Annotated in this window: 14 protein-coding genes; 8 read left to right on the forward strand and 6 right to left on the reverse strand. The window is 64.4% G+C overall.

The genetic code is table 11. The features are described from left to right. Positions 1 to 11: 11 nt before the first annotated feature. The 3 genes from ABD906_RS00900 to ABD906_RS00910 are packed head-to-tail and all read left to right on the forward strand — an operon-like array spanning position 12 to position 5,098. The gene (locus ABD906_RS00900) at positions 12 to 686 is read left to right on the forward strand and encodes a response regulator transcription factor (protein WP_345097698.1); all 675 of its coding nucleotides are present in this window, start codon (positions 12 to 14) and stop codon (positions 684 to 686) included. Further along, the gene (locus ABD906_RS00905; protein ID WP_378188480.1) at positions 686 to 2,092 is read left to right on the forward strand and encodes a sensor histidine kinase; all 1,407 of its coding nucleotides are present in this window, start codon (positions 686 to 688) and stop codon (positions 2,090 to 2,092) included. The genes ABD906_RS00900 and ABD906_RS00905 overlap by 1 nt, the downstream gene beginning before the upstream one ends. Positions 2,093 to 2,140: 48 nt before the next feature. Then, the gene (locus ABD906_RS00910; protein WP_345097699.1) at positions 2,141 to 5,098 is read left to right on the forward strand and encodes a bifunctional [glutamine synthetase] adenylyltransferase/[glutamine synthetase]-adenylyl-L-tyrosine phosphorylase; all 2,958 of its coding nucleotides are present in this window, start codon (positions 2,141 to 2,143) and stop codon (positions 5,096 to 5,098) included. 52 nt (positions 5,099 to 5,150) lie between these two features. Here the strand turns inward: ABD906_RS00910 and ABD906_RS00915 are convergent, their stop codons facing one another. Next, positions 5,151 to 7,460 carry a PAS domain-containing sensor histidine kinase gene (locus ABD906_RS00915; protein ID WP_345097700.1) on the reverse strand — a complete coding sequence of 770 codons (2,310 nt, stop codon included), beginning with the start codon at positions 7,458 to 7,460 and terminating at the stop codon, positions 5,151 to 5,153. Positions 7,461 to 7,700: 240 nt separating this feature from the next. After that, entirely contained in the window at positions 7,701 to 10,346 is a 2,646-nt protein-coding gene (gene pepN, locus ABD906_RS00920; protein WP_345097701.1) for an aminopeptidase N, read from the reverse strand. A gap of 126 nt (positions 10,347 to 10,472) precedes the next feature. On the opposite strand from pepN, the gene ABD906_RS00925 reads away from it, so the two are divergent. Beyond that, a complete protein-coding gene (locus tag ABD906_RS00925; protein ID WP_345097702.1) occupies positions 10,473 to 12,794 on the forward strand; it encodes a xanthine dehydrogenase family protein molybdopterin-binding subunit in 2,322 nt (773 codons plus the stop codon). A gap of 146 nt (positions 12,795 to 12,940) precedes the next feature. Next, the gene (locus tag ABD906_RS00930; RefSeq protein ID WP_345097703.1) at positions 12,941 to 13,900 is read left to right on the forward strand and encodes a DMT family transporter; all 960 of its coding nucleotides are present in this window, start codon (positions 12,941 to 12,943) and stop codon (positions 13,898 to 13,900) included. Between the two features lie 64 nt (positions 13,901 to 13,964). Here the strand turns inward: ABD906_RS00930 and ABD906_RS00935 are convergent, their stop codons facing one another. Next, complete coding sequence (locus tag ABD906_RS00935) at positions 13,965 to 14,831, reverse strand: uracil-DNA glycosylase (protein ID WP_345097704.1); 867 nt, start codon at positions 14,829 to 14,831, stop codon at positions 13,965 to 13,967. Between the two features lie 276 nt (positions 14,832 to 15,107). On the opposite strand from ABD906_RS00935, the gene ABD906_RS00940 reads away from it, so the two are divergent. After that, the gene (locus ABD906_RS00940; RefSeq protein ID WP_345097705.1) at positions 15,108 to 16,796 is read left to right on the forward strand and encodes an electron transfer flavoprotein-ubiquinone oxidoreductase; all 1,689 of its coding nucleotides are present in this window, start codon (positions 15,108 to 15,110) and stop codon (positions 16,794 to 16,796) included. Positions 16,797 to 16,917: 121 nt separating this feature from the next. Here ABD906_RS00940 and ABD906_RS00945 read toward each other — a convergent pair whose 3' ends face one another. Continuing rightward, a complete protein-coding gene (locus ABD906_RS00945; protein WP_345097706.1) occupies positions 16,918 to 17,991 on the reverse strand; it encodes an endonuclease/exonuclease/phosphatase family protein in 1,074 nt (357 codons plus the stop codon). A 395-nt stretch (positions 17,992 to 18,386) separates the two neighbouring features. After that, positions 18,387 to 19,883, reverse strand: a complete 1,497-nt coding sequence (locus ABD906_RS00950) for an AMP nucleosidase (RefSeq protein WP_345097707.1) — start codon at positions 19,881 to 19,883, stop codon at positions 18,387 to 18,389. A 511-nt stretch (positions 19,884 to 20,394) separates the two neighbouring features. On the opposite strand from ABD906_RS00950, the gene ABD906_RS00955 reads away from it, so the two are divergent. Beyond that, positions 20,395 to 21,090, forward strand: a complete 696-nt coding sequence (locus tag ABD906_RS00955; RefSeq protein ID WP_345097709.1) for a glutathione S-transferase N-terminal domain-containing protein — start codon at positions 20,395 to 20,397, stop codon at positions 21,088 to 21,090. Positions 21,091 to 21,459: 369 nt separating this feature from the next. Then, entirely contained in the window at positions 21,460 to 21,723 is a 264-nt protein-coding gene (locus ABD906_RS00960) for an SEL1-like repeat protein (RefSeq protein WP_345097710.1), read from the forward strand. A gap of 193 nt (positions 21,724 to 21,916) precedes the next feature. Here ABD906_RS00960 and ABD906_RS00965 read toward each other — a convergent pair whose 3' ends face one another. Next, positions 21,917 to 23,878 (reverse strand): acetyl/propionyl/methylcrotonyl-CoA carboxylase subunit alpha, encoded by a 1,962-nt coding sequence (locus ABD906_RS00965; protein ID WP_345097711.1) that lies wholly within the window; start codon positions 23,876 to 23,878, stop codon positions 21,917 to 21,919. Between the last annotated feature and the right edge of the window lie 226 nt (positions 23,879 to 24,104).

The raw sequence follows: 24,104 nt of genomic DNA on the forward strand, positions 1-24,104 counted from the left end.
GCAGCTGGCGCATGAAGATCCTGATCATCGAAGACGACCGCGAGGCGGCGACCTTTCTCAAGAAGGCGTTCTCAGAAGCGGGGCATACCGCCGACATCGCCATGGACGGCGAGACCGGCTTTGCCATGGCCGACACAGGCAATTACGATGTCTATGTCGTTGACCGCATGCTGCCGCTCAAGGACGGGCTTTCCGTCATCCGCGAGCTGCGCGGCAAGGGCAACACCACGCCTGTGCTCATCCTCTCCGCCCTGGGCGAGGTGGATGACCGCGTCACCGGCCTCAGGGCGGGGGGCGACGACTATCTCATCAAGCCCTATGCGTTCTCGGAACTGCTTGCCCGCGTCGAGGCCCTGAGCCGCCGGAGCGGTTCCAAGGATGTCGAGACCGTCCACCGGGTGGGCGACCTGGAACTGGACCGGCTGTCTCACACGGTTACCCGCGCTGGCGAAGAGATCACCCTGCAACCTCGCGAGTTCCGCCTGCTCGAATATCTGATGCGCCACGCGGGGCAGGTCGTGACGCGCACCATGCTGCTTGAGAACGTCTGGGACTACCACTTCGACCCCCAGACCAATGTCATCGACGTGCACATCTCGCGGCTCAGGAGCAAGATCGAGAAGGGCTTCGACAAGCCGCTGCTCCATACCGTGCGCGGTGCCGGTTACATGATCCGGGCCGACTGATGCTGCGCCTGAGCGCCTTGATGAGAACCACGGCGGCGCGGCTCTCCGCGCTGTTCATTCTGCTGTTCACCGCCTGCGCCCTCGTGCTGGTGATCTATGTCTCGGCGCTGTCACAGCGCATGATCCAGGCGCAAACACAGGACGCGGTCCTCGAGGAGGTGTCCACGCTCACGCAGGTCTACGAAAGGCGGGGGCTCACGGGGCTCGTCCGGCTCATCGCCGTGCGGGCGCGACAGCCGGGAGCCAATCTCTATCTCATCACCGATCACAACGGCGTTATCCTGTCCGGCAACGTGGAGATGATCGAGCCCGGCGTGCTCGACATCGAGGGCTGGACGGAGCAACCCTTCTACTACAGCCGATACGGGGAGGCGAGCGAGGTCACGGATGTCCATCGCGCCGTGGCCCTTGTCGCGCGGCTGCCCAACCAGATGATCCTGCTTGTCGGCCGTGACCTGGGCGAGCCGGAGCAGTACCGCTCCATCGTCCGCCGGGCGCTCACCGCCGCGCTCGCCATGATGGGCCTGGGGGCTGCGCTCATCTGGTTCTTCGTCGGTCGCAAGGCGCTGAAGCGCATCGACAGCATCTCCGAGGCAAGCCGCCAGATCATGGGCGGAGACCTCACCCGCCGGCTGCCCGTTTCCGGGTCGGGTGACGAGTTCGACCGCCTGTCGGAAAACCTCAATGCCATGCTCGAACGCATCGCGGCCCTCAACGAGGGGCTTCGGCAGGTCTCCGACAACATCGCACACGACCTCAAGACGCCGCTGACGCGGCTGCGCAACCGCGCCGAGGCGGCCCTTGCCGAACAGGACGATCCTCAGGCCACGCGCGAGGCGCTTGAGCGGACCATCGCCGAATCCGACCAGCTCATCCGCACCTTCAATGCGATTCTGATGATCTCGCGTCTGGAGGCAGGGTATTCCGCCGAAGCGACGACGAAGGTCGATCTGGCGGCCATCATCGCGGACGTGGTGGAACTCTACGAACCGGTCGCGGAGGAGGCGGGCGTTGCCCTCAATGCGGATATTGCAGAAGGCGCCGAGATCAATGGCAACCGCGAGCTCATCGCGCAGGCGCTCTCCAACATCGTCGACAACGCGATCAAGTATTCCGCCGGCTCCAACGGGAAACCTGAAGTCACGGTGTCCCTCGCACGCAGTGGCGGCGCCGTCCGCCTCACCGTTACCGACAACGGTCCGGGCATTCCGGAGAGTGAGCGCCACCGCGCCACGGAGCGCTTCGTGCGGCTGGAGAAGAGCCGCAGCCAGCCGGGCTCTGGCCTGGGCCTCAGCCTCGCGCGGGCAGTCATGACCTTCCATCAGGGCGAACTCGTGCTTTCCGATGGCAAGGACGGGAAGGGTCTGGCTGTTGCCATGGTCTTTCCAGACGCTAAGAATGTCTGACACACGAGCGGCCTAGAACCCCGCGTTACAAGTCAGATCGGAATGCCCATGACGTCAGACGCCCAGCCCCTGGAACGTGAAGATGGCACCGCGTGGTTTGGCGTCCCGGTCAAACCCCTTCAACCGCTCGATCCCGCGCAGGCGGAAGAGGAGCTGAAGACCCTCGGCCGGTTCGCGGAAGAGAAGGGATGTGAGCGTCTCGCGGCCATGCTCGCCGCGGCAGGGCCGCTGAGGTCCTTTCTGGGTGCTGCCGCCGATCTCTCTCCTTACCTGCGCGACAGCATGCAGATCATGCCGGCAAGCCTGGAAGCGCTGTTCGACCATCCGTTCCGGGAACGGCTCGACGCGCTGAATGGCGAGATCGAGGCTGCCGCCATCGCGGAAGGCGCGACGGAAGCGAGCGTGATGAAGGCGCTGCGGCGGCTCAAGCGCGAGGCGCATTACCTGATCGCGCTCGGCAGCCTTGGGGGCGAGAGCGACGCCGAGACGACCGTCCGGCGGCTGAGCAGTCTCGCGGATGCCTGCGTGCGCGCGGCAGTCAAGTTTCTGCTGCTCGACGCCAACCGGCAGGGCAAGCTCAGGCTGCCCGATCCCACCGTGCCCGAGCCCGGCTCGGGGTGGATCGTCCTCGCCATGGGCAAGCTCGGCGCGCGCGAGCTCAACTATTCCTCCGACATCGACCTGATCGTGCTGATCGACCCGACGGCTCCCGCCGTTCCCGAGCCCTACGAGGCGGTGGAGACCTTCGTGCGGCTCACCCGTCGGCTGATCCGCATCCTGCAGGACCGAACCGAAGACGGCTATGTGTTCCGAACCGACCTCAGGCTCAGGCCCGATCCGGGCTCGACGCCGCTGGCCATTCCGGTGAATGCTGCGCTCCACTACTATGAAAGCCGCGGCCAGAACTGGGAGCGCGCGGCAATGATCAAGGCCCGCGCGGTGGCGGGCGACATTGCCGCGGGCGAAGCCTTCCTGCGCGAGCTGCAGCCTTACGTGTGGCGCAAGTATCTCGACTATGCGGCAATCGCCGACGTGCATTCCATCAAGCGGCAGATCCACGCCCACAAGGGCCACGGCGAGGTGGCCGTGCTCGGCCACAACGTGAAGCTCGGGCGCGGCGGCATCCGCGAGATCGAGTTCTTCGTCCAGACCCAGCAGCTCATCGCGGGCGGCCGCTTCCCGGAATTGCGGGAGCGCGAGACCGTGGCCAATTTGCACCGGCTTGGCTCGCGGGGCTGGATCACGCCGGAGGCCGAGAAGGATCTCGTCAGCAGCTACTGGTTCCTGCGGGAGGTGGAGAATGCCGTGCAGATGGTGGCGGACGAGCAGAAGCACACGCTGCCCGCCGACGGCGAGGGGCTCCGGCGCATCGCCTTCATGCTTCGCTTCCCCGACGAGGAAGCCTTCGCCGAGGCGTTCCGAAGTACGCTACGCACCGTCGAAAAGCATTATGCGGCCCTGTTCGAGGCGGCTCCGCAGCTTTCGCGCAAGCTCGGCAATCTGGTCTTCACAGGCGACGTGGACGATCCCGGCACGCTGGAAACACTCACGAACCTCGGCTTCCAGCGGCCCAGCGACATCTGCCGCGTGATCCGCGGCTGGCACTTCGGACGCTACAAGGCCACCCAGTCGGCGGAGGCGCGGGAGCGGCTGACGGAACTCACGCCGGCGCTGCTCGAAGCTTTCGGGCAGACGCAGCGGGCGGACGAGGCGCTGATGCGCTTCGACGAGTTCCTCGCGGGGCTTCCCGCCGGAATCCAGCTGTTCTCGCTGCTTCAGTCCAATCCCGGACTGCTGCAACTGCTCGTGATGATCATGGGGGCGGCTCCCCGACTGGCCGGCATAATCACGCGGCGTCCGCATGTCTTCGACGGCCTGCTCGACCCCGGGCTGCTGGCGGAGCTGCCTAGCCGGGAGTACCTGTCCGAGCGGCTCGACACGTTTCTCTCGGGCGCCACGGCACTAGAGGAAGTCCTCGACCGGCTGCGCATCTTTGCGGCCGAGCAGAAGTTCCTGATCGGCATCCGGCTGCTGGCCGGCAGCATCGACGGACAGCGCGCGGGTCGCGCTTTCTCGGATCTTGCGGACCTGACCATCCGGTCGGCGCTCGCCGCCGTGCAGCGGGAGTTCGAGCGCAATCACGGGGGCGTCGCTGGCGGGCGCGTGGCGATCCTCGGGATGGGCAAGTGGGGCAGCCGCGAACTTACCGCAGGGTCGGACATCGATCTCATCCTGCTCTACGACCACGATCCCGCGGCGGAGCAGTCGGACGGGCCGAAGCCGCTGCATCCGTCGCAATACTATGGTCGTCTCACGCAGCGGCTGATCGCGGCCGTCTCCGCGCCGACCGCGGAGGGCGTTCTTTACGAGCTCGACCTCAGGCTGCGGCCATCCGGCAACAAGGGACCGGTGGCGACGCATATCGAGGCCTTCCGCAAGTACCAGCACACGGAGGCGTGGACCTGGGAGCATATGGCGCTCACGCGAGCACGGGCGGTGGCTGGCGACGCGGACCTGTGCGAAAAGGTTGAACGGGAAGTGCGGGACATTCTCGCGGTGAACCGCCCGGAGCGGAAGATCAAGGACGACGCGCGCGAGATGCGGCAACTCATCGAGACGGAAAAGCCGCCGCACAATGCCTGGGATCTGAAGCTCGTGCCGGGCGGACTGATGGACCTCGAATTCATCGCGCAGGTGGGCACGCTCCTGGGCCGTGTCGTCGGCGAGAGGATGACAGGCACCTACGACATCCTCGCTCATCTGTCGCCCGACTTCGCCGATCCGCAGACGGTGGCGGAGCTCACCGAGGCGCACCGCCTCTACACGGAGATCGAGCAGGTGGCGCGCCTCTGCCTCACCGGGCCCGTCGACCCGGAGAACATCCCACCCGGCCTCGCCGACACGCTGCTCCGGCGGCTCGACCTGCCCAATCTCGAGGTGCTGGAGGCATACCTGGAAGACATGAGCGAGAAGGTCCGGGCGCACTTCGAGCGGTTGCTGGGATAGGGCTGCCGGGGCAGAAGGGGAGTGGTGCGCGAAGACTGACTGCTCTTTCGCGTCAGGCGTCCATCGGGATGCGGACGCGGACCACCGTACCCACACCCTCCTTCGAGCGGATGCGGAGCGAGCCGCCGTGCATGTCGGCGAGCGAGCGCGAGATGGCGAGGCCGAGGCCTGAGCCGGTGTGGCTCTTGGAGAACTGGTTCTCCACCTGCTCGAAGGGGCGGCCGAGCTTCTTCAGTGCCTCGCGCGGGATGCCGCAGCCGGTATCCTTGATGAGCAGGACCAGCGAACCGCTGACCGTGCGGGCGCGCAGGTTGACCTTGCCGCCCTGGCCGGTGAACTTCACCGCGTTTGACAGGAGGTTCAGCAGGATCTGCTTGAGCGCGCGGCGGTCGGCGTTGAGCGCGATAGAGTCCGGAATGTCGGTCGTGACCTCGATGTCCTTCTTGGAGGCCTGCAAGGAGACGACGCGCACGGCCTCCAGGATGAGCGGGCACAGGTCCACCGGCTCGCGGTGGATGGTGAACTGTCCGGCCTCAATCTTGGACATGTCGAGGATGTCGTTGATCACGCCGAGCAGGTAGGTGCCGCTGGCATAGATGTCGGAGACATATTCCTTGTAGCGCTCGTTGCCGAGCGGCCCGAAGATCTGCTGCTCCATGAGCTCGGAGAAGCCGATGATGGCGTTGAGCGGCGTGCGCAGCTCGTGCGACATGTTCGCCAGGAATTCGGACTTGGCGCGGTTCGCTGCCTCGGCGCGCTCCGTCTCCTTCATGTATTCGCGGTTGAGCTGAACCAGCTCGCGCGAGCGTTCCTGCTCGGCCTTGCGGGCCATGTAGAGGTCGTGGATGGTCGCCATCAGGCGGCGCTCGCTCTCGACGAGCTTGTCCTGCTGCTGCTTGATCTGGCTGATGTCCGTGCCCACAGCCACGGTGCCGCCGTCGCGGGTCTTGATCTCGGTGACTTGCAGCCAGCGGCCGTCGGCAAGTTGGCGCTCCAGGGTCACGGCGCCACTGGTATCGCTCATCGGCGTAAGGCGGCGCTCGGAGCGGACCGGGCTCATGCGCGCCTCGATCTCCTCGCGGCGCATGCCGGGTTCGATCTCGTCGGCGTTCAGGCCGCTATCCTGCAGGAACTTGGTGTTGCACATCACCAGGCGGTTGGACGAATCCCACAGCACGAAGGACTCGGTGATGTTCTCGATCGCGGTGCGCAGGCGCTGGTCCGCAGCTTCCGAGCGCTGGGCGAGCGAGCGCTGCTCCGACACGTCCACGGCGATGCCGATCAGGTGGATCTCGGACGCGTTCGGGTCCACCACCTGGGCGCGGGCGCGGATCCAGACCCACTGGCCCCAGGCATTGCGCATGCGGAAGATCTGGTCGATGTGGTCGACCTCGCGCGACATGATGCGGTTGGCCATCGCGAAGAGGTCGGTGTCCTCGGGGTGGACGATGCTCGCCACCTCGCCGAAGGAGAGCATGGAGTCGGTCGGCTCGTAGCCGAGGATCTCGAACATGGAGCGCGACCAGTACATGCGCCCGCGCGACAGGTCCCAGTCCCACAGGCCGCTCTTGCCGCGCAGCAGTGCCAGCTCGATGCGCTGGTGCGCCTCGACATACATGCGGTCGGCAGCTTCGGCGCGCGCGGCCTGGCTGAAATAGGCGTAGAGGATCGCCATCAGCACGCCCGCCATCAGCACGAAGAGCGTGACGTTGAGCGAGACCGCCCGGCGCCAGCCGAGGAAGATCGACTCCGTGGGGGCAAGCACGATCGCGGCGGCCTTGCGGCCCGGCACGATGTCGACGGCGGCAAGCCAGTCGACGTTGTTCATGGTGACGTTCAACACGCCCGCGCGGCTGCCGAACATCAGCAACGGCTGGGCGCCCGCGATCAGGTTCTCGAGCGGACGGTTGAGCATGAAATCGGAGCCGTCGCCAATCGCCGCGATGGCGACGAAATGCTCGTCGGTGAGAGCCACCACCCAGTTGCGCGGAATGCCGGCCTGCGCAGCCGTCTCGGTAAGCAGGTTGCGGGCCATCTCAGGATCGGGGGCGGTCTCGTTCGAGGCGAGCTGGATGGACTGGCTGAGCGTGGTCGCCATCAGGCTCAGCATCGAGCGCGTGTCCCGCTCGATGTCGTCGCGCCAGGCCATGAGCGACAGCGCGCGAACGGCGGCCATCACCAGCAGGAACAGCACGATCAGGATCGGAATGGCCTTGCGGAGATAGGGCTCGATGGCAAGCAGGCGCTCGTAGGCCGGGGCGGCAAGAAGCCTGGCATTGCCTGCCACCTTCGTCCGCCGGCTCAGCCGCCAGCGCCGCCATAGGCCACCCGCGGGCAAACCCCACGCGTCCGCCTTCGCCATCAAAAGGCTCCCTCGTTCCTTGTCCCCAGCCGCTTTAGCCCCAAAGGTTGAGAGCTCTGCGGAATGAATGATCCGTCACCCTCACGAATCACCCATAGGGAATCAGAGCCGATTCGCCTTGTCCAGTGGGGTCCAGCAGAAAGGGCACGCAACGACGCTGTGCGAGCGTTGCATGCCCTTGGTTAAGATACGGTTAAGGCCAGCCGGGCTGTTGAGAGGCCGGGCGAAGTCGTTGATCCGTCAGGCCAAAGTGCGTTCCACGATGTCCTTCACGTCGCGCGACAGCGAGGCTTCCGCGTTGATCCTCTCGAGCGCCTTGCGGGCCTCGAGCTGCCGGACCTCCTCCATCGAACGCCACGAGCGGAAGGCGGTGGCGAGACGGGCTGCAACCTGAGGGTTGTGCCTGTCAAGCGACAGGATGATGTCCGCCAGGAACTGGTAGCCGGCGCCGTCGGCCCGGTGGAACCCGGTCTGGTTGCCGGAGGAGAAGGCGCCCACCAGCGAGCGGACGCGGTTCGGGTTCATCAGCGAGAAGGCGGGATGGGCGGTCAGCGACTTAACCCGCTCCAGCGTCGCCGCGCCCGGGATGGTCGCCTGCACCACGAACCACTTGTCCATGACCAGGCCGTTGTCGCGGTAGCGCGCATCGAAGGCGGCAAGCGCCTTCCGGGTCGCCTCGTGCTCCGGGAACTGGTGGGCTAGCACGGTTAGCGCAGCCGCGCGGTCGGTCATGTTGTTGGCGGTCTCGAATTGTAGCGCGGCCAGTTCAGGTGCTGCTTCCGCCGCTGCAAGATAATCCAGCAAGACATTGCGCAGACTCCGCTTTCCGGCACTGGCGGCATCCGGGCTGAAGGGCCCGCTATCGGCATGCTGGTCGTAGATCCTGCGGAAGGCGTCACGTCCCTTGCCGCCGATCTCCCGGCGCAGGGCGTCGCGGGCGGCGCGTACCGCGTCCGGGTCCACATCGTTGCCGATCTCGCGGGCGACATCCGCCTCGGACGGCAGGCTCAGGGCCAGCGCCCGGTAGGCGGGCTCCAGGCCGTCATTGCCGGCAATCTCGATCGCAGCCTCGACGAGTGCCGCATCGAAGTCGTGCGGCTTGCCCTCCTTCTCCCGCGCGGCGGCGGCGATCAGCGCCTCGACGAAGAGGCTGTTCAGCGCCTCCCAGCGATTGAAGAGATCGCTGTCGTGGCGGGCGAGGAACAGGCGGTCCTCTTTCGTGAGATCCTGGTTGAGGACGATCGGGGCGGAGAAGCCGCGGTTGAGCGACAGAACCGGGCGCGAGCCCACACCCCGGAAGCGAATCGTCTGGCTGGCGGCGGTGAGGTGGATCACGCCGTCGTTCACCTCCGCGCCCTCGACGGAGCCCATTTCCATTTCATCGCCGTTGGGGCCGAGCAGGCCGAAGGCAAGGGGGATGTGCATGGGCTTCTTCACCGCCTCGGAGGGTGTGGGCGGAACCGTCTGGCTGATGTTCACCTCGAAATCGCCGGTGGCCGGGTCATGGCTGGTCGTGACCGTCACGCGCGGCGTTCCCGCCTGGTGGTACCACAGCGCGAACTGGGTGAGGTCGCGGCCGGAAACCTCCGCGAAGCACGCCAGAAAGTCCTCGATAGTGACGGCCTGGCCGTCATGCCGCTCGAAATAGAGGTCCATACCGGCGCGGAACTTCTCCGGGCCCAGGATGGTGTGGATCATGCGCACAACCTCGGAGCCCTTCTCATAGACCGTCGAGGTGTAGAAGTTGTTGATCTCCTTGTAGCGGCGCGGGCGGACCGGATGGGCGAGCGGGCCCTGGTCCTCGGGGAACTGGAGGGAGCGCAGGTTGCGCACCTCGGCAATCCGCTTCACGGGACGGGAACGCTGGTCGGCCGAGAACTCATGGTCTCGGTAAACGGTCAGGCCCTCCTTCAGGCAGAGCTGGAACCAGTCGCGGCAAGTGATTCTGTTTCCAGTCCAATTGTGGAAGTACTCGTGAGCGATGACCGCCTCGATGCCGGCATAGTCCACGTCCGTCGCGGTCTCAGGGTCAGCCAGCACGTACTTGTCGTTGAAGATGTTCAGGCCCTTGTTCTCCATCGCGCCCATGTTGAAATCCGACACGGCGACGATGTTGAATACGTCCAGGTCATACTCGCGGCTGAAGCGTTCCTCGTCCCAGCGCATGGAGCGCTTGAGCGCGTCCATCGCGTAAGTGGCGAGCGGTTCCTTTCCGTGCTCCACATAGATCCCGAGGGCCACCTTGCGGCCGGAGGCCGTGGTGAAGGTATCATGGATCGAGCCGAGATCACCGCCCACCAGCGCGAAGAGATAGGACGGCTTCGGAAACGGATCGTGCCAGACGGCATAGTGCCAACCGTCTGCCAAGTCCCCGTGCTCGACCGGATTGCCGTTCGACAGCAGGACCGGGGCCTCAGCCTTGCGTGCCTCGATGCGCACTTGGAAAGTGCTGAGATTGTCCGGCCGGTCGAGGTAATAGGTGATGCGGCGGAAGCCTTCAGCTTCGCACTGGGTGCAGTAGTTGCCCTTCGACTGATAGAGTCCCATCAGCGCCTTATTGGTTACAGGCGAGACCTTCGTCACGATCTCAAGCTCAAAGAACTTCTCGGCGGGAACAGCGCGGATCTCGAGCCGGTCCGGGGTGGCCGTGTAGCCTTCCCCGGCGAGCGGCGCGCCGTTCAGGCCGAGGCTTTCGAGCACCAACCCGTCGCCATCGAGCACGAGCGGCGCGTTGGCAGCCACGCCATCCCGGCGTTCGACCGTGAGCTTCGCGGTGACGAGCGTCGCGTGCGGATCGAGCCGGAACAGGAGGTCGGTGTGCGTTATGCGGTAATCGCTCGGCCTGTAATCCTCCAGACGAAACACCTGTCCGGTATCCGTGCGCATCTCTACTCTCCTGTTCGACTGCGGGACGTGAAAGGTTGAAGTGCGAGGACTTTACACACTGGTGAAGGTGAACAACACTAACCCCTGCATTTGATAGTCGCTTCATCAGTTGCAAGGAACCTTGCCGTGACAGTTATTACACGGAAATTCGGCGTGGGTGCGTCGGTCCTGCGCAGGGAGGACGATTCCTTCATCCGCGGGCGCGGGCGGTACACGGACGACATCGTCCCCGAAGGCGTGCTGCACGGCTATGTGCTGCGCTCGCCTGTCGCCAAGGGGCGGTTCACCATCGGTTCGCTCGAGGCCGCGCACGAGGCGCCCGGCGTGCACCTGATCCTGACGGGCGAAGATGTGGCCCATCTCAAGGATCTGCAGGTCGACGGCAGAATGCCGAAGGGACCGGACGGGAAGCGTCCGCCTTCGCGCGACATTCCAATCCTTTGCCGCGACCGCGTGCAATACGTGGGCGATGCGGTGGCCTTCATCGTGGCCGACAGCCGGCTCGCCGCACAGGATGCGGCCGAGCTCATCGAGGTCGATTACGAGGCGGAGGAGCCCGCCGTGCGGACGGCGACGGCGCTCGATCCCGAAACGCCGCTCGTGTGGCCGGAACTCGGCAGCAACCTGGCCTTCCTCCATCACATCGGCGACAAGGCGCGCACCGACGAGGCGTTTGCCAAGGCTGATCACCGTGTGAAGATCAGCTTCTACAACAATCGGCTCGTGGCGAATTACATGGAGCCGCGGGCGGCGATCGGCGAGTGGCGCGCTGATGAGGACCGCTTCGTGCTCACTGTCGGCTCGCAGGGTGTCCATTCGTTCCAGAGCAGGCTCGCAGACGTGTTCGGGATTCCGAAGGAAAAGCTCAGGGTCATCACCCCGGACGTTGGCGGCGGCTTCGGCACGAAGGGCTTCGTGTTCCGCGAATACGCGCTGGTGCTGGAGGCCGCGAAGCGGCTCGGCCGACCGGTCAAGTGGGCGAGCGACCGCAACGAGCATTTCCTCACCGACAGCCAGGGGCGCGACAACTGGGTGACGGCCGAGATGGCCCTCGACAGCACGGGCCGGTTCCTCGGCCTCAGGGTTGAGCTTCTCTCCAACCTCGGCGCCTATGTGCACGAGTTCGGCCCCTTCATCGCCACCGGCGGCGTGACGATGACGACCGGTGTCTACGACCTGCAGGCGATCGACGTGACCGTGAAGGGCGTCTACACGAACACCTGCCCGGTCGATGCCTATCGCGGGGCAGGGCGGCCGGAGGCCGCGTTCCTTATCGAGAAACTGGTCGAGGAATGTGCCCGTCAGCTCGGCATGCCCCGCGAGGAGATCCGGCGGCGCAATTTCATCAAGCCGGAACAGTTCCCGTACCGCACGCCGGGCGGCCGCACCTACGAGCTCTGCGAGTTCGACGGCCACATGACGCGGGCGATGGAGCTCGCGGGATGGCACACGTTCGAGGAGCGGCTGGAAGAGTCGCGCAAGCGGGGCAAGCTGCGCGGGATCGGCATGTCCACCTATATCGAGGCCTGCGCCTTCCCCGGTTCGGAGCCCGCACACCTGAAGCTCGAACAGGACGGTTCAGTCACGCTCTTCATAGGCACGCAATCGAACGGGCAGGGTCATGCCACGGCCTATGCCCAGATCGTCGCTGAGAAGCTCAACATCGACGTGTCGAAGGTGAACGTCCGACAGGGCGACACGGACGAGCTCGACTCGGGTGGCGGCACGGGCGGCTCGCGCTCCATCCCGCTTGGCGGCGTCTCGTCGGCGCTGGCGGGCGAGGATCTGGCGAAAAAGATCAGGAACCTCGCGGCGGATGAACTTGAAGCCTCGGCTGCCGACATCGAGCTCGTCGAAGGCGTGGCGCGCATCGTCGGCACCGATCGGTCGGTGAGCTTCGCGGAGATCGCGCGCAAGGCGAAAAGTCCCGAAGATATCAAGGGTTTCGGAGAATTCGTTCAGCCGGAACCGACCTATCCCAACGGCACGCACATCTGCGAGGTGGAAATCGACCCGGACACCGGCGCCACGAAGGTGGTCGCCTACACGATCGTCGACGATTTCGGTGTCACGGTCAACCCGATCCTGCTCGAGGGGCAGATCCACGGGGGCGTGGTTCAAGGCGTCGGTCAGGCGCTGCTGGAGGATACCGTCTATTCGGACGACGGGCAGCTCGTCACGGCCACTTTCCAGGACTACTCCATGCCGCGCGCGGACCTGATGCCGATGATCCGCTTCGAAACCCGCAACGTTCCCTCGACCTACAATGCCCTCGGCATGAAGGGCGCGGGCGAGGCGGGCACGGTCGGCGCGACGCCGGCGGCGCTCAACGCCGTGGTCGACGCGCTCTCGCGGGCATACGGCATCTCCCATGTCGAAATGCCGGCTACTCCGCGGCGGATCTGGGAGGCGATCCAGGCGGCGAGGAAGGCTGCTGGAAGGCAGTAGCCGACTCTGCGGCAATCGGTTAGGTATTATCAGGGATCAAGATCGCATGTCCGGCGGCAACGCAGCCGCCGGCTTTCATTCTTGAGTGGGCTTCATCTTCATGGCTGCCGGTGACCGCCGGCGGTCGTCTGGCAAGAAATCGAAACATGAATCAGTCGGCGCGGGGTGCGAGTGTTGAGCGGAAGCCGCTCGTCGGCATTGCCCTGAAGGTTCTTTCCGTCGCGTCCTTCATGCTGATGAACTCATTCATCAAGGCCGCGGGACAGGTGCCCGCCGGCCAGATCGTGTTCTACCGTTCGTTCTTCGCGCTGGTTCCCGTCTTCGCCCTGCTTGCGTGGCAGCGAGAGCTGGGGCTTTCCTCCTTCTACACGAAAAGGCCGCTCAGCCATTTCTGGCGCGGTTTCGTCGGCGTCTGCTCCATGTCGCTGGGGTTCTTCGCGCTCACCCGGCTGCCGCTGCCGGATGCGGTCACGCTCGGTTACGCGCAGCCGCTGATCGTGGTTGTGCTGTCAGCCGTCGTCCTCGGGGAGACCGTGCGCATCTACCGCTGGAGCGCTGTGGTGGTTGGCTTCATCGGCGTGGTGATCATCGCCTGGCCGAACCTCTCGCTGATCCGCGGGCACGGACTGGCAGCCGACCAGGTGCTCGGTGTGCTGGCGGCAATCGCCAGCGCGGGCTCGTCGGCGGTGGCCATGATGCTGGTGCGGCGGCTCGTCTCCACCGAGAAGACCAGCACCATCGTCATCTGGTTCTTCATCAACGCATCGATCCTCTCGCTGATGACGATGCCGTTCGGCTGGGTCGATCTTTCCGTCACCCAGCTTTCCTGGCTCATCCTCGCGGGCTTCTGGGGAGGGGTGGGGCAGATGTTGATGACCCACAGCTACCGCTTTGCGGAACTCTCGACCATCGCACCGTTCGAGTACACCTCGATCATCATGGCGATCGTCATCGGCTATTTCGTCTTCGGTGACATACCGACCGTCTACATGCTGACGGGTGGCGCGATCGTTGTCGGAGCGGGGCTGTTCATCATCTGGCGCGAACAGAAGGTCGGAGCGCAGATCGCGCCCGCCCGCAAGGTGGAGCGGCAGGGCGGCGTTTGAGCCGCCGGCGATCGCGGACAAAGTCCTTGAGCGTCCACGAGACCGCCCACGAGAAGCGGGAGGGTCAGGCGCTCAGTTCCTCCAGCTTGATCTGGATCTCCATAAAGTCATGCCAGGCCAGCTTCTTGTGCTGCGGATTGCGCAGGAGATAGGCCGGATGGAGGGTTGGCATGGTCGGGATCTGCTCGCCGCCCGGCGTCAGGTGCGCCGACCAGGTGCCGCGCAGGCGCATGATGCCGGTGGTGGTCTTGAGCAGCAGCTTGGTTGATGGATTGCCGAGGGTGACGAGCACCTTCGGGCGCACAAGCTCGATGTGCCGCTCGATGAACGGGCGGCAGATCTCCGTTTCCATCGGCGATGGGTCGCGGTTGCCCGGTGGCCGCCACGGAATGACGTTGGTGATGTAGGCGTTCGTCCGGTCGCGCCCGATGGCCGCCAGCATGCGGTCCAGGAGCTTTCCGGAGCGGCCGACGAACGGCTTGCCCTCGAGGTCCTCCTCGCGGCCGGGTGCCTCGCCCACCAGCATCAGGTCGGAATTCGGATTGCCGTCGGCAAAGACGAGGTTCTTCGCCGTGAACTTGAGATTGCAGCCATCGAAGCCCGCCAGGATCTCGTGCAGTTCCTCGATGGTCCTCGCCTCACGCGCCATCTCGCGGGCACGGGCGGCCTGGGTGTCGTCAGGAACGGCAACACCCCTGGATGAGATCTGCGCCACCGGCGCCGCCGGAGCCGGAATGGACGATGCTGCTGCCGGCCGCGGCGCCTGATCAGGTCGTTGCTGCGCCTGCCCCCGTGCGGAACCTCTTCCGGACGACTGCGGCGAGAGGCGGTTCTGGGGTATTTCCTCCAGGGCCGCATCCACGCCCGCATCGGCGTAGAACGCAAGCAGGTCACGCAGGGATGCAGGGTCAAACGGCGTCGAGGACATCATGGGGTCTAATGTTCACGTTGGGGATGGCAAGGCAAGTGCCGCAGGGCGATACCGCACCAAAAAATGGCTCATACGGGACAGGATGGCCATTCCTCCGGGGCGCCGTTCGGCCCCAGCGTGCGGGGGAATGAACCCTTCCGCACAGAATGACCGGTGAATCCGGGGAGCCCTGCGACAATCCAAAGGGCAAATAATGTTTTATCGCGTGACGTGATGCGCTATAGGCCCATCAGCACTAGCCACAGGCACGTGAGCGCGACGGTTTTGGAGGGATGAATGACTGAGCGTGAAAGCATGGAATTCGATGTCGTGATCGTCGGGGCGGGTCCCGCAGGCCTCGCCGCGTCGATCAGGCTGAAACAGCTTAATCCCGAGCTTTCCGTCGTCGTTCTCGAAAAGGGCGCCGAGGTCGGCGTTCACATTCTCTCCGGCGCCGTGGTGGACCCGATCGGTATCGATCGGCTGTTGCCGGGCTGGCGCGAGGAGGATGACCATCCGTTCAAGACCCCGGTCAAGGAAGACCACTTCCTGGTGCTCGGACCGGCCGGGTCCTTGCGGATGCCGAACTTCCTGATGCCGCCTCTCATGAACAACCACGGCAACTACATCGTTTCCCTCGGAAGCGTGTGCAAGTGGCTGGCGCAGAAAGCCGAAGCGCTGGGCGTCGAGATCTATCCGGGCTTTGCCGCCGCCGACCTCATCATCGACGAGAACAATGCCGTCACCGGCGTGATCACCGGTGACATGGGCGTGGAGAAGGACGGCACGCCCGGCCCGAACTACCAGCCGGGCATGGCGCTGCTCGGCAAGTATGTGCTGATCGGCGAGGGCGCCCGCGGTTCGCTCGCCAAGAAGCTCATCAATCACTACAAGCTTTCGGAGGGGCGCGAGCCGCAGAAGTTCGGCATCGGCATCAAGGAGCTGTGGGAGATCAAGCCCGAGAACCACAAGCGCGGCCTTGTGCAGCACTCCTTCGGCTGGCCGCTCGACGGCTCGACGGGCGGCGGTTCGTTCCTCTACCACTTCGACGAGAACCTCGTCGCCGTCGGCTTCGTGGTGCACCTCAACTACAAGAATCCGTATCTGTCGCCGTTCGAGGAATTCCAGCGCTTCAAGACGCATCCGGCCATCCGCGGCACGTTCGAGGGCGGCAAGCGCATCGCCTACGGCGCCCGCGCCATCACCGAAGGCGGCTGGCAGTCGGTGCCGAAGACGGTGTTCCCGGGCGGCGTGCTGATGGGCTGCTCAGCCGGCCTCGTCAATGTGCCGCGCATCAAGGGCTCGCACAACGCGGTGCTGTCCGGCATCCTCGCCGCCGAGAAGGTGGCCGAGGCGCTCGCCGCCGGCCGCGCCCATGACGAGCTCACGGCTTACGAGGAAGAGTGGTGCACGTCGGAAATCGGCAAGGACCTGAAGCCGGTCCGCAACGTCAAGCCCTTGTGGTCGAAGTTCGGCACCTGGCTCGGTATCGGGCTCGGCGGTCTCGACATGTGGATGAACACGCTGTTCGGCTTCTCGCCGTTCGGAACGCTGAAGCACGGCAAGACGGACGCCGCATCTCTGGAACCCGCCTCGAAGTACAAGCCGATCGATTACCCGAAGCCGGACGGCGTGCTCACCTTTGATCGCCTGTCGTCGGTGTTCCTGTCCAACACGAACCACGAGGAGAACCAGCCGGTTCACCTCAAGGTTGCGGACCTGGACTTGCAGAAGCGCTCGGAGCTGGAGGTGTTCGCAGGACCCTCGACCCGCTACTGCCCGGCGGGCGTGTATGAGTGGACCGACGCCGACGGCAACCCGGTTGCCGGCGCGCCGGAAGAGATCCGCAAGCGCGCGGACGTCCGCTTCGTCATCAACGCGCAGAACTGCGTCCACTGCAAGACCTGCGACATCAAGGATCCGAACCAGAACATCAACTGGGTGCCGCCGCAGGGCGGCGAGGGCCCCGTCTACATCAACATGTGATGCGGGAACGCATCCCTTGATTCACAAAGGCCGGGGCTGTCCCCGGCCTTTTCCGTCAGTGCATCCGGTACGGTCGCAGCCGTCGATCCGGGTCGGACATGAACGATGCCCGACGAACAAATCAGGTCGTTTTCCAGTCGCTGCGGGATGCGGTGCCGACCGGGCCGGTCCTTCTGATTGTCCAGTTCCAGTTGTTGCGGCGGACGTGCACCGCAGGCTGGGGCTCGGTCGGCAGGATGCCGAATTCGAACAGCAGGGGCAGATGGTCGGACCCCACTGACTCCAGGCGTGTGACGGATACGGGCACGACCCGGCCCTTCACGAAGATGTTGTCGATCGGAAGGCCCGCATAGCGGCGGACCACGTCGGGCGCACTGCGGATGAACCAGGTCGGACCGATGTTACCGAGCGGCTTGAGATCGCCGGCCGCAGCCAGCATGCGGACCGTGTGGCTCCACCAGACAGCGTTGAGATCGCCCGCCAGGATGGCGGAGAAGGGCAGCTTCTCCTGGATGATCGGCGCCAGGATCTTGCGCACATGCCAGTGCTGCGCGTGTGGCCAGGGCCAGCCGAGATGGATGGCCCCGATGTCGACCGCCGCTCCGCCGAAGTTGACCGTCGCGATGGCGAGCGAGCCGCGGCTGTAGCATTCGGCGCGAGAAGGGTGCAGGAACGGGCGCCGCGAGAGAATGGCTACACCGCCCACATGGCTCGAGCCCTCGCAGATGACGCGATAGGGATAGGCGTGCTCGATGAGCTTCAGTTCCTCGCGCCAGGCGTCTGAAACCTCGTCAAGGGTGATCACGTCCGGCTGAACGCGGCCAATCAGCGACAGCACCTGCTTCGGCGTGCGGTTGTCATAGCGCAGGTTAAGCTGCAGCAGACGGTAGCGCGCGGGGCCGGCGTCCATGGCCGTGGCCGCCGCGTTGGCAACGCTGATGCCCGACGGGTTGGCGAGCGTGCTGGCAATGGCCGCTACCGACAGGATGGCGAGCGCAAGCGCGATGCTGCGCAGGGTCCGCTCAAAAGAGGTCGGAATGGCCAGCAGGGCGATCAGAACCGCCAGATGCAGCCGAAAATGCGCGAGGCTGTCCAGGGCCGGATGCACAGCCCCCCAGTATCCAAGCACGAGCGGGATCGTGAGGATCACTGCAATCAGAGCTGCCCTGGGCGCCCAGTGTCGAAGCTTTGTCATTGGAATGTTGTATATGGAACCCCGATGCCGAACCAAGCTGGCGCATCGCCACACGCGAAAAAATGACGCTGCCGACCGAATGATCAAATCATATGATGTGGAAAAATGTCTTTGGAAAAGGCGCAAGTTCAGCGTCTATATTGAAAACTGATAGTAGACTCTAACAATTCTTAAGAAGCACTTCCGTTGACGCATGAATATCGGAGCTCAGGGGGGGGCGTTCCCTGCTTCCTGTAGGGGCGATTTTTCTGCAACGGCGTATGACGTCATTGTCTCACGCTGTGTCCTTTGCCTAAGGCTGAGCCTGAGCCGTCAGACATGCCATCGGTCGCGGACGTGAAGGGCGACGAGGCCCTTCTCATCTGCGACCAAATGCGCTGCAGAATGATGCACCCTTACTGGAAAGCGGTTTCGGCGAAGCTGCGCAGCTTGCGGGAGTGCAGACGCTCCACCGGCATCGCCGCCAGCTTCTCCACGGCACGGATGCCGATCTTCAGATGCTGGGCAACCTGGCGCTTGTAGAAATCGGTCGCCATGCCGGGCAGCTTAAGCTCGCCGTGCAGCGGTTTGTCGGAGACACACAGCAGCGTTCCATAGGGCACGCGGAAGCGGAAGCCGTTGGCGGCGATGGTGGCCGATTCCATGTCCAGGGCAATGGAGCAGGACTGCGAAAGCCTCTGCACCGGCCCGCGCTGGTCGCGCAGCTCCCAGTTGCGGTTATCGATCGTCGCCACGGTGCCGGTGCGCATGATGCGCTTCAGCTCGTAGCCCGACAGGCCGGTGATCTCCGCCACGGCCTCCTGCAGCGCGACCTGGATCTCGGCAAGCGCAGGAAGCGGCACCCAGATGGGCAGGTCGTCGTCGAGCACATGGTCCTGGCGCAGGTAGGCGTGGGCCAGCACGTAGTCACCCAGGTTCTGCGAGTGGCGCAGGCCCGCGCAGTGGCCGAGCATCAACCAGGCATGGGGACGTAACACGGCAATGTGATCCGTGATGGTCTTGGCATTGGAGGGGCCGACGCCGATGTTCACCATGGTGATGCCGGAATGATCGGACCTCTTCAGGTGATAGGCAGGCATCTGCGGAAGCCGCTGAAGGGGCGTGCCCTCCGGAGAGGTCTGGCCGGCGCGGGTGATCGCGTTGCCGGGCTCCACGAAGCTTTCGTATCCGCCGCCGCCGGAGGCCATGAGCTCCCGCGCATAGGCGACGAATTCGTCGATGTAGAACTGGTAGTTGGTGAACAGCACGAAGTTCTGGAAATGCTCCGGCTTGGTGGCCGTGTAGTGCGTCAGCCGGTGAAGCGAGTAGTCGATGCGCGGCGCGGTGAACGGGGCGAGCGGCATCGGTTCGCCCGGCGCGGGCTCGTAGGTGCCGTTGACGATGTCGTCGTCCATGGTCGCCAGATCCGGCACATCGAACAGATCGCGCAACGGACGGCTCAGCTGCTGCACGGCGCCTTCGATGTAGGTGTTCTCGATGAAGGCGAAGTGCAGCGGAATGGGCATTTTCGATTCCGCAACCGTGATGGCCACCCCATGGTTGCGGATCAGCAGGTCCAGCTGCGTGATCAGATAGTTCTCGAAAAGGTCCGGCCGCGTGATCGTCGTCGCGTAGGTGCCGGGCGCGGCAACATGGCCATAGGCAAGACGGGAATCGACGTGCGCGAAGGACGAGGTGGAAAGGCTCACCTCCGGGTAGAAGGCGCGGTAGCGCCTGTCCACCTCTCCGGTGTTGAGCACGTGCTGGAATGCCTCCCGGAGAAAGGCCGTGTTGCGTTCATAGATGGTCCGCAGCGCAGCCACCGCTTCCTCGCCGGTCGTGTAGTCGCGAGGTTCCACGGGATCCGGGCTGGCCACGATTTCAATCGGCTGAGGGTAGATTCGCTTGTCCATGCCTCATTATATGGAGAAGAACGATTTCTTTCGAGGCGTTTGTTTCCCGGAAGAGAGGCGTTTGTTTCCCGGAAGACATGAGCGAAGGAGGCCGTCTCCAGCGAGGGCTGGCCCGCCATTTGGAGGTCATCCACATGAGCAGGTTCAAACGAACCGATCCCGGCTCGTTCCGGAAGCGTTCAGTCTCCCACGCAGGACCGCGAGGATGCCGTATCGCAAGGAACAGCCGAAGTTGGCGTCGGATCAATCTCTGCGGCGCGGATTGCTGCATAGATGCCCAGCAAGGCGGTAAAGACGCAGATCATTGAAAAGCGGCGAGCGAGCATGGCTCATTCCCCTTGATTGTCGATTGAGAAGCACCCTTCTGACACTGACACTCAACAGGAACCGAGACAGTCGCGTTTATGGACCAAACCGTGACATAGCTAAGGCACAGATTTTAGTCCAGTAAGGCGCTGGCAAGTTTCGGCCAATCGTCCTACGAAATGCGGGATTAACGAGGAGCAACAGAATGACGGTTCAAAACGCCCCGATTCAACTCCACTACTGGCCGACCCCCAATGGCTACAAGATCACGATCTTCCTGGAGGAGGCCAATGTTCCTTACGAGGTTCATTATGTGAACATCGGCAAGGGCGACCAGTTCAAGCCCGAGTTCCTCAAGATTTCGCCGAACAACCGCATGCCGGCCATCGTCGATCCGGAGGGCCCTGGCGGAGAGCCGATATCCGTCTTCGAGTCCGGCGCGATTCTCCAGTACCTCGGACGCAAGTTCGGCAAGTTCTATCCGCAGGAGGAACGGGCCAGGGTGGAGGTTGAGCAGTGGCTGTACTGGCAGGTCGGCGGTCTCGGGCCGATGGCAGGCCAGGCCCACCACTTCCGCCTGTACGCAAAGGAAAAGATTCCGTATGCGATCGAGCGCTACACCAATGAATGCAATCGCCTCTATGGCGTCATGAACAAGCGCCTGGCGGACCGGGAGTTCCTCGCGGGCGAATACTCGATCGCCGACATGGCCTGCGTCGGCTGGATCCGCTCGCACGAGGGGCAGGGGCAGGACCTCAACGACTTCCCGCACCTCAAACGCTGGTACGAGACGCTGATGGCGCGTCCGGCCGTCCAGCGGGGCATTGCCGTCGGGCAGGAGATGCGCAAGCCGATGACCGACGACGAAAAGAAGATCCTGTTCAACCAGAAAGCACAGTGACGGGAGATGCGGACGGCGTCCCGCGCACCGCCGGACGCTGGCTCCGTCCTGTCCACAGGGCTTCGGTTCCGGCCGAAGCCCTTTGTCTTTGCGGTCCCGGTTAGCAGTCCCGCCTGATTCCATGGTTAGCGGGGGGTGAATGCAAAGGTTAACGATGCGAGGCCCGACTTTGCCGCAAGGCGGCTTTGGTCCGCGCATCTCATGATTAACGCCCACGGGCAATTTACGGAAAGTTGGGAGTTCCTTTTCCCCTTGTTAATCAAGGGATTTAACCTGCCTTTCAAGGCTCCGGCGCCATTCTTCACCCATGAACGCTGAACTGTCCCACAGAAGGACGGGCGGTTCTCAGGAAGGACAGGGACGAAGACAATGAACCACGCCAGCAACAAGGTTTTCGAGACTGCCGGTGCCCATAATGCCAGCGCCGAAGCGCTGTTCCGGCTGGGACTGATGTATGCCGAGGGCCGGGACTGCGAACAGGACCTGGTGGAGGCCCACAAGTGGCTGAACATCGCCGCGATCAGGGGCTCTGTCCAGGCAGCACGGGTTCGTGCAGAACTTGTCTCCCGCATGTCCAAGCTGGAACTGGCGCGGGCGCTGCGCGAGGCACGCACCTGGATGACGATGCACTGACCGTTCCGGCGGTCGATCCGCCAGACATCTCGCTTCACGAAAGAATTCCGGGCTCCCGGGAAACCTGTTCCCTCGTTTCCCGGGGCTGCTCACAAAAGGCGGGCGAAACCGCCTGTCACACCGACCTCCACGCTCTGGGCGGGTGAGCGCTTCCGGCTCCCCGCCCTTTCTCTTCCGTGGCGGCGGAACAGCCCTAACCATCCTCGAACTGGATCAGCACCGTGCCATCTGAGACCTGGACTCCCTCGGCGACGACATGGGCGATCACGCCGTCGCGCGGCGCGATGATCGCGTGTTCCATCTTCATGGCCTCCAGAACGAGCAGGGGCTGGCCCTCCTGCACCTTCTCCCTCTGGGCGACACGGACTAGCTTCACGAGGCCCGGCATGGGCGCACGGATCTGGCTGCCGCTGGCTCCTCCCTTATCCTCGACGCTGAAATCGCGCGTCGAGAAGGTGAAGCTCTCCGCGCGGTCGAAGACCGTCACATGGTTGAGCCAGCGCGCGGCCGGAGGAACCTCGGACGCACCGAAGGTGAAAATCGCCGTGCCTCCCGCGTCGTCAGGCGTCTCGACCCGAACCTCGAAGCGTCCGCCCGCGATGCCACGGATCCAGTATCGCACCGGGCTGTCGCGGTGATAGAGAACGCCCCGGTGCTCGACCGGGTGGAAATGACCGTATGACGTGAGCGCGTCGAACGGATCCTGTGCGTCCGGGGTATGGGAGATGCCGCTCAGGGCAAGGGCCGCCTGGGCGATCACGTGGGGCGAGGGGGAGGGGACGGTGGTGAGCTTCCCCTGGTTGCGGGCGATCAGCCCGGTATCAACCTCGCCGGCCGCAAACTCGTCGTTGGCGACCAGCCGGTGGAGGAAAGTCGTATTCGTGGTGCAACCCGCAATCCGAGTCTGCTCAAGGGCTTCCTTGAGCCCCCGGATTGCGGTTTTCCGGTCCCCCGCGTGAACGATCACCTTCGCGATCATCGGGTCATAGTAGGGACTGACGGTGTCGCCCTCGCGGACGCCCGCGTCGATCCTGAGCTTCACTCCCTCGATGCTTTCCGGAAAGCGGACGTGATGAAGCGTGCCCGTGGCGGGGAGGAAGTCGCGCTCCGGGTCTTCCGCGTAGATGCGGGCCTCGATCGCGTGTCCGCGAAGGTTGATCTCCGACTGTGAGAGCGGCAGAGCCTCGCCCGCCGCGATGCGGATCTGCCATTCCACCAGGTCGATGCCGGTGATCATTTCGGTCACCGGATGCTCGACCTGAAGCCGCGTGTTCATTTCCATGAACCAGAAGGCGTCGGGCCGCAGGCCGCGGCTGGCGTCGGCGATGAACTCGACGGTTCCCGCTCCATAATAGCCAACTGCCCGAGCCGCGCGCACGGCGGCTTCCGTAATGGCGGCGCGCATCGCCTTGCCGATGCCGGGGGCAGGGGCCTCCTCGATCACCTTCTGGTGGCGGCGCTGGCAGGAGCAGTCGCGCTCGAACAGATGCACAATGTTGCCGTGCCTGTCGCCGAAAACCTGTACTTCGATGTGGCGCGGCTTTTCGATGAGCTTTTCGACCAGAACCCGGCCATCGCCGAAGGCTGCCTGCGCCTCGCGCTTGGCCGCCATGAGCGCGGCTGCGAAGTCCTCGGGCCGGTCGACCCTCCGCATGCCGCGCCCGCCGCCGCCAGCGCGCGCCTTGATGAGAACCGGATAGCCGATCTTCTGCGCAGCACCTGCCAGGACGACAAGCTCCTGGGCGTCGCCATGATAGCCCGGCACGACGGGTACACCCGAACGTTCCATCAGGCGCTTCGCAGTGTCCTTGAGTCCCATGGCGCGGATGGAAGAGGGAGAGGGGCCGACGAAGACGAGGCCCGCGGCCTCGACGGCCTCGGCAAACTCGGGGTTTTCGGACAGGAAACCATAACCGGGATGAATCGCCTCCGCCCCCGTGCTCAGGGCTGCGGCAATGATGCGGTCACCCGCAAGATAGTTTTCCGCTGCGCTCAGGCCACCGAGGGCGACGGACTCATCAGCCATTTCCACGTGGAGGGCATGACGGTCGGCATCCGAATGGACCGCGACCGTCGCTATTCCCATCCGGCGCGCCGCCCGAATGATCCTGACAGCGATCTCGCCACGGTTCGCAACCAGAATTTTGCGGAACATCTGCTTCTCCCGGTCCTGTTGGCGGGTCCCCTTTCCCGACTGACGTTTATAACCGGTATCCCGGGCAGCCGCTACTCGCGAGCCGCCGGTCCCCCCTGGCAGCTTTCCCTCAAGCGTTACGGTAAACGCTCCTTTCCGCTACTTATTGCAGGCAGTTGCCCCGCTTAAGCTCAGCCTAGTTGTTCGTCTGCACCCCGGCACGTGGGTGCCCTTGTTTCCCGGTTTT

The organism is Chelativorans composti (assembly GCF_039541695.1).
Lineage (GTDB): Bacteria > Pseudomonadota > Alphaproteobacteria > Rhizobiales > Rhizobiaceae > Chelativorans > Chelativorans composti.

Bases quoted from the DNA above. Each gene is read 5' to 3' on its own strand.
- ABD906_RS00905 (WP_378188480.1), top strand. From the start codon at position 686: ATGCTGCGCCTGAGCGCCTTGATGAGAACCACGGCGGCGCGGCTCTCC.
- ABD906_RS00950 (WP_345097707.1), bottom strand. From the start codon at position 19,883: ATGGACAAGCGAATCTACCCTCAGCCGATTGAAATCGTGGCCAGCCCG.
- ABD906_RS00915 (WP_345097700.1), bottom strand. From the start codon at position 7,460: ATGGCGAAGGCGGACGCGTGGGGTTTGCCCGCGGGTGGCCTATGGCGG.
- pepN (WP_345097701.1), bottom strand. From the start codon at position 10,346: ATGCGCACGGATACCGGACAGGTGTTTCGTCTGGAGGATTACAGGCCG.
- ABD906_RS00940 (WP_345097705.1), top strand. From the start codon at position 15,108: ATGACTGAGCGTGAAAGCATGGAATTCGATGTCGTGATCGTCGGGGCG.
- ABD906_RS00945 (WP_345097706.1), bottom strand. From the start codon at position 17,991: ATGACAAAGCTTCGACACTGGGCGCCCAGGGCAGCTCTGATTGCAGTG.
- ABD906_RS00955 (WP_345097709.1), top strand. From the start codon at position 20,395: ATGACGGTTCAAAACGCCCCGATTCAACTCCACTACTGGCCGACCCCC.
- ABD906_RS00965 (WP_345097711.1), bottom strand. From the start codon at position 23,878: ATGTTCCGCAAAATTCTGGTTGCGAACCGTGGCGAGATCGCTGTCAGG.
- ABD906_RS00935 (WP_345097704.1), bottom strand. From the start codon at position 14,831: ATGATGTCCTCGACGCCGTTTGACCCTGCATCCCTGCGTGACCTGCTT.
- ABD906_RS00960 (WP_345097710.1), top strand. From the start codon at position 21,460: ATGAACCACGCCAGCAACAAGGTTTTCGAGACTGCCGGTGCCCATAAT.
- ABD906_RS00910 (WP_345097699.1), top strand. From the start codon at position 2,141: ATGACGTCAGACGCCCAGCCCCTGGAACGTGAAGATGGCACCGCGTGG.
- ABD906_RS00900 (WP_345097698.1), top strand. From the start codon at position 12: ATGAAGATCCTGATCATCGAAGACGACCGCGAGGCGGCGACCTTTCTC.
- ABD906_RS00930 (WP_345097703.1), top strand. From the start codon at position 12,941: ATGAATCAGTCGGCGCGGGGTGCGAGTGTTGAGCGGAAGCCGCTCGTC.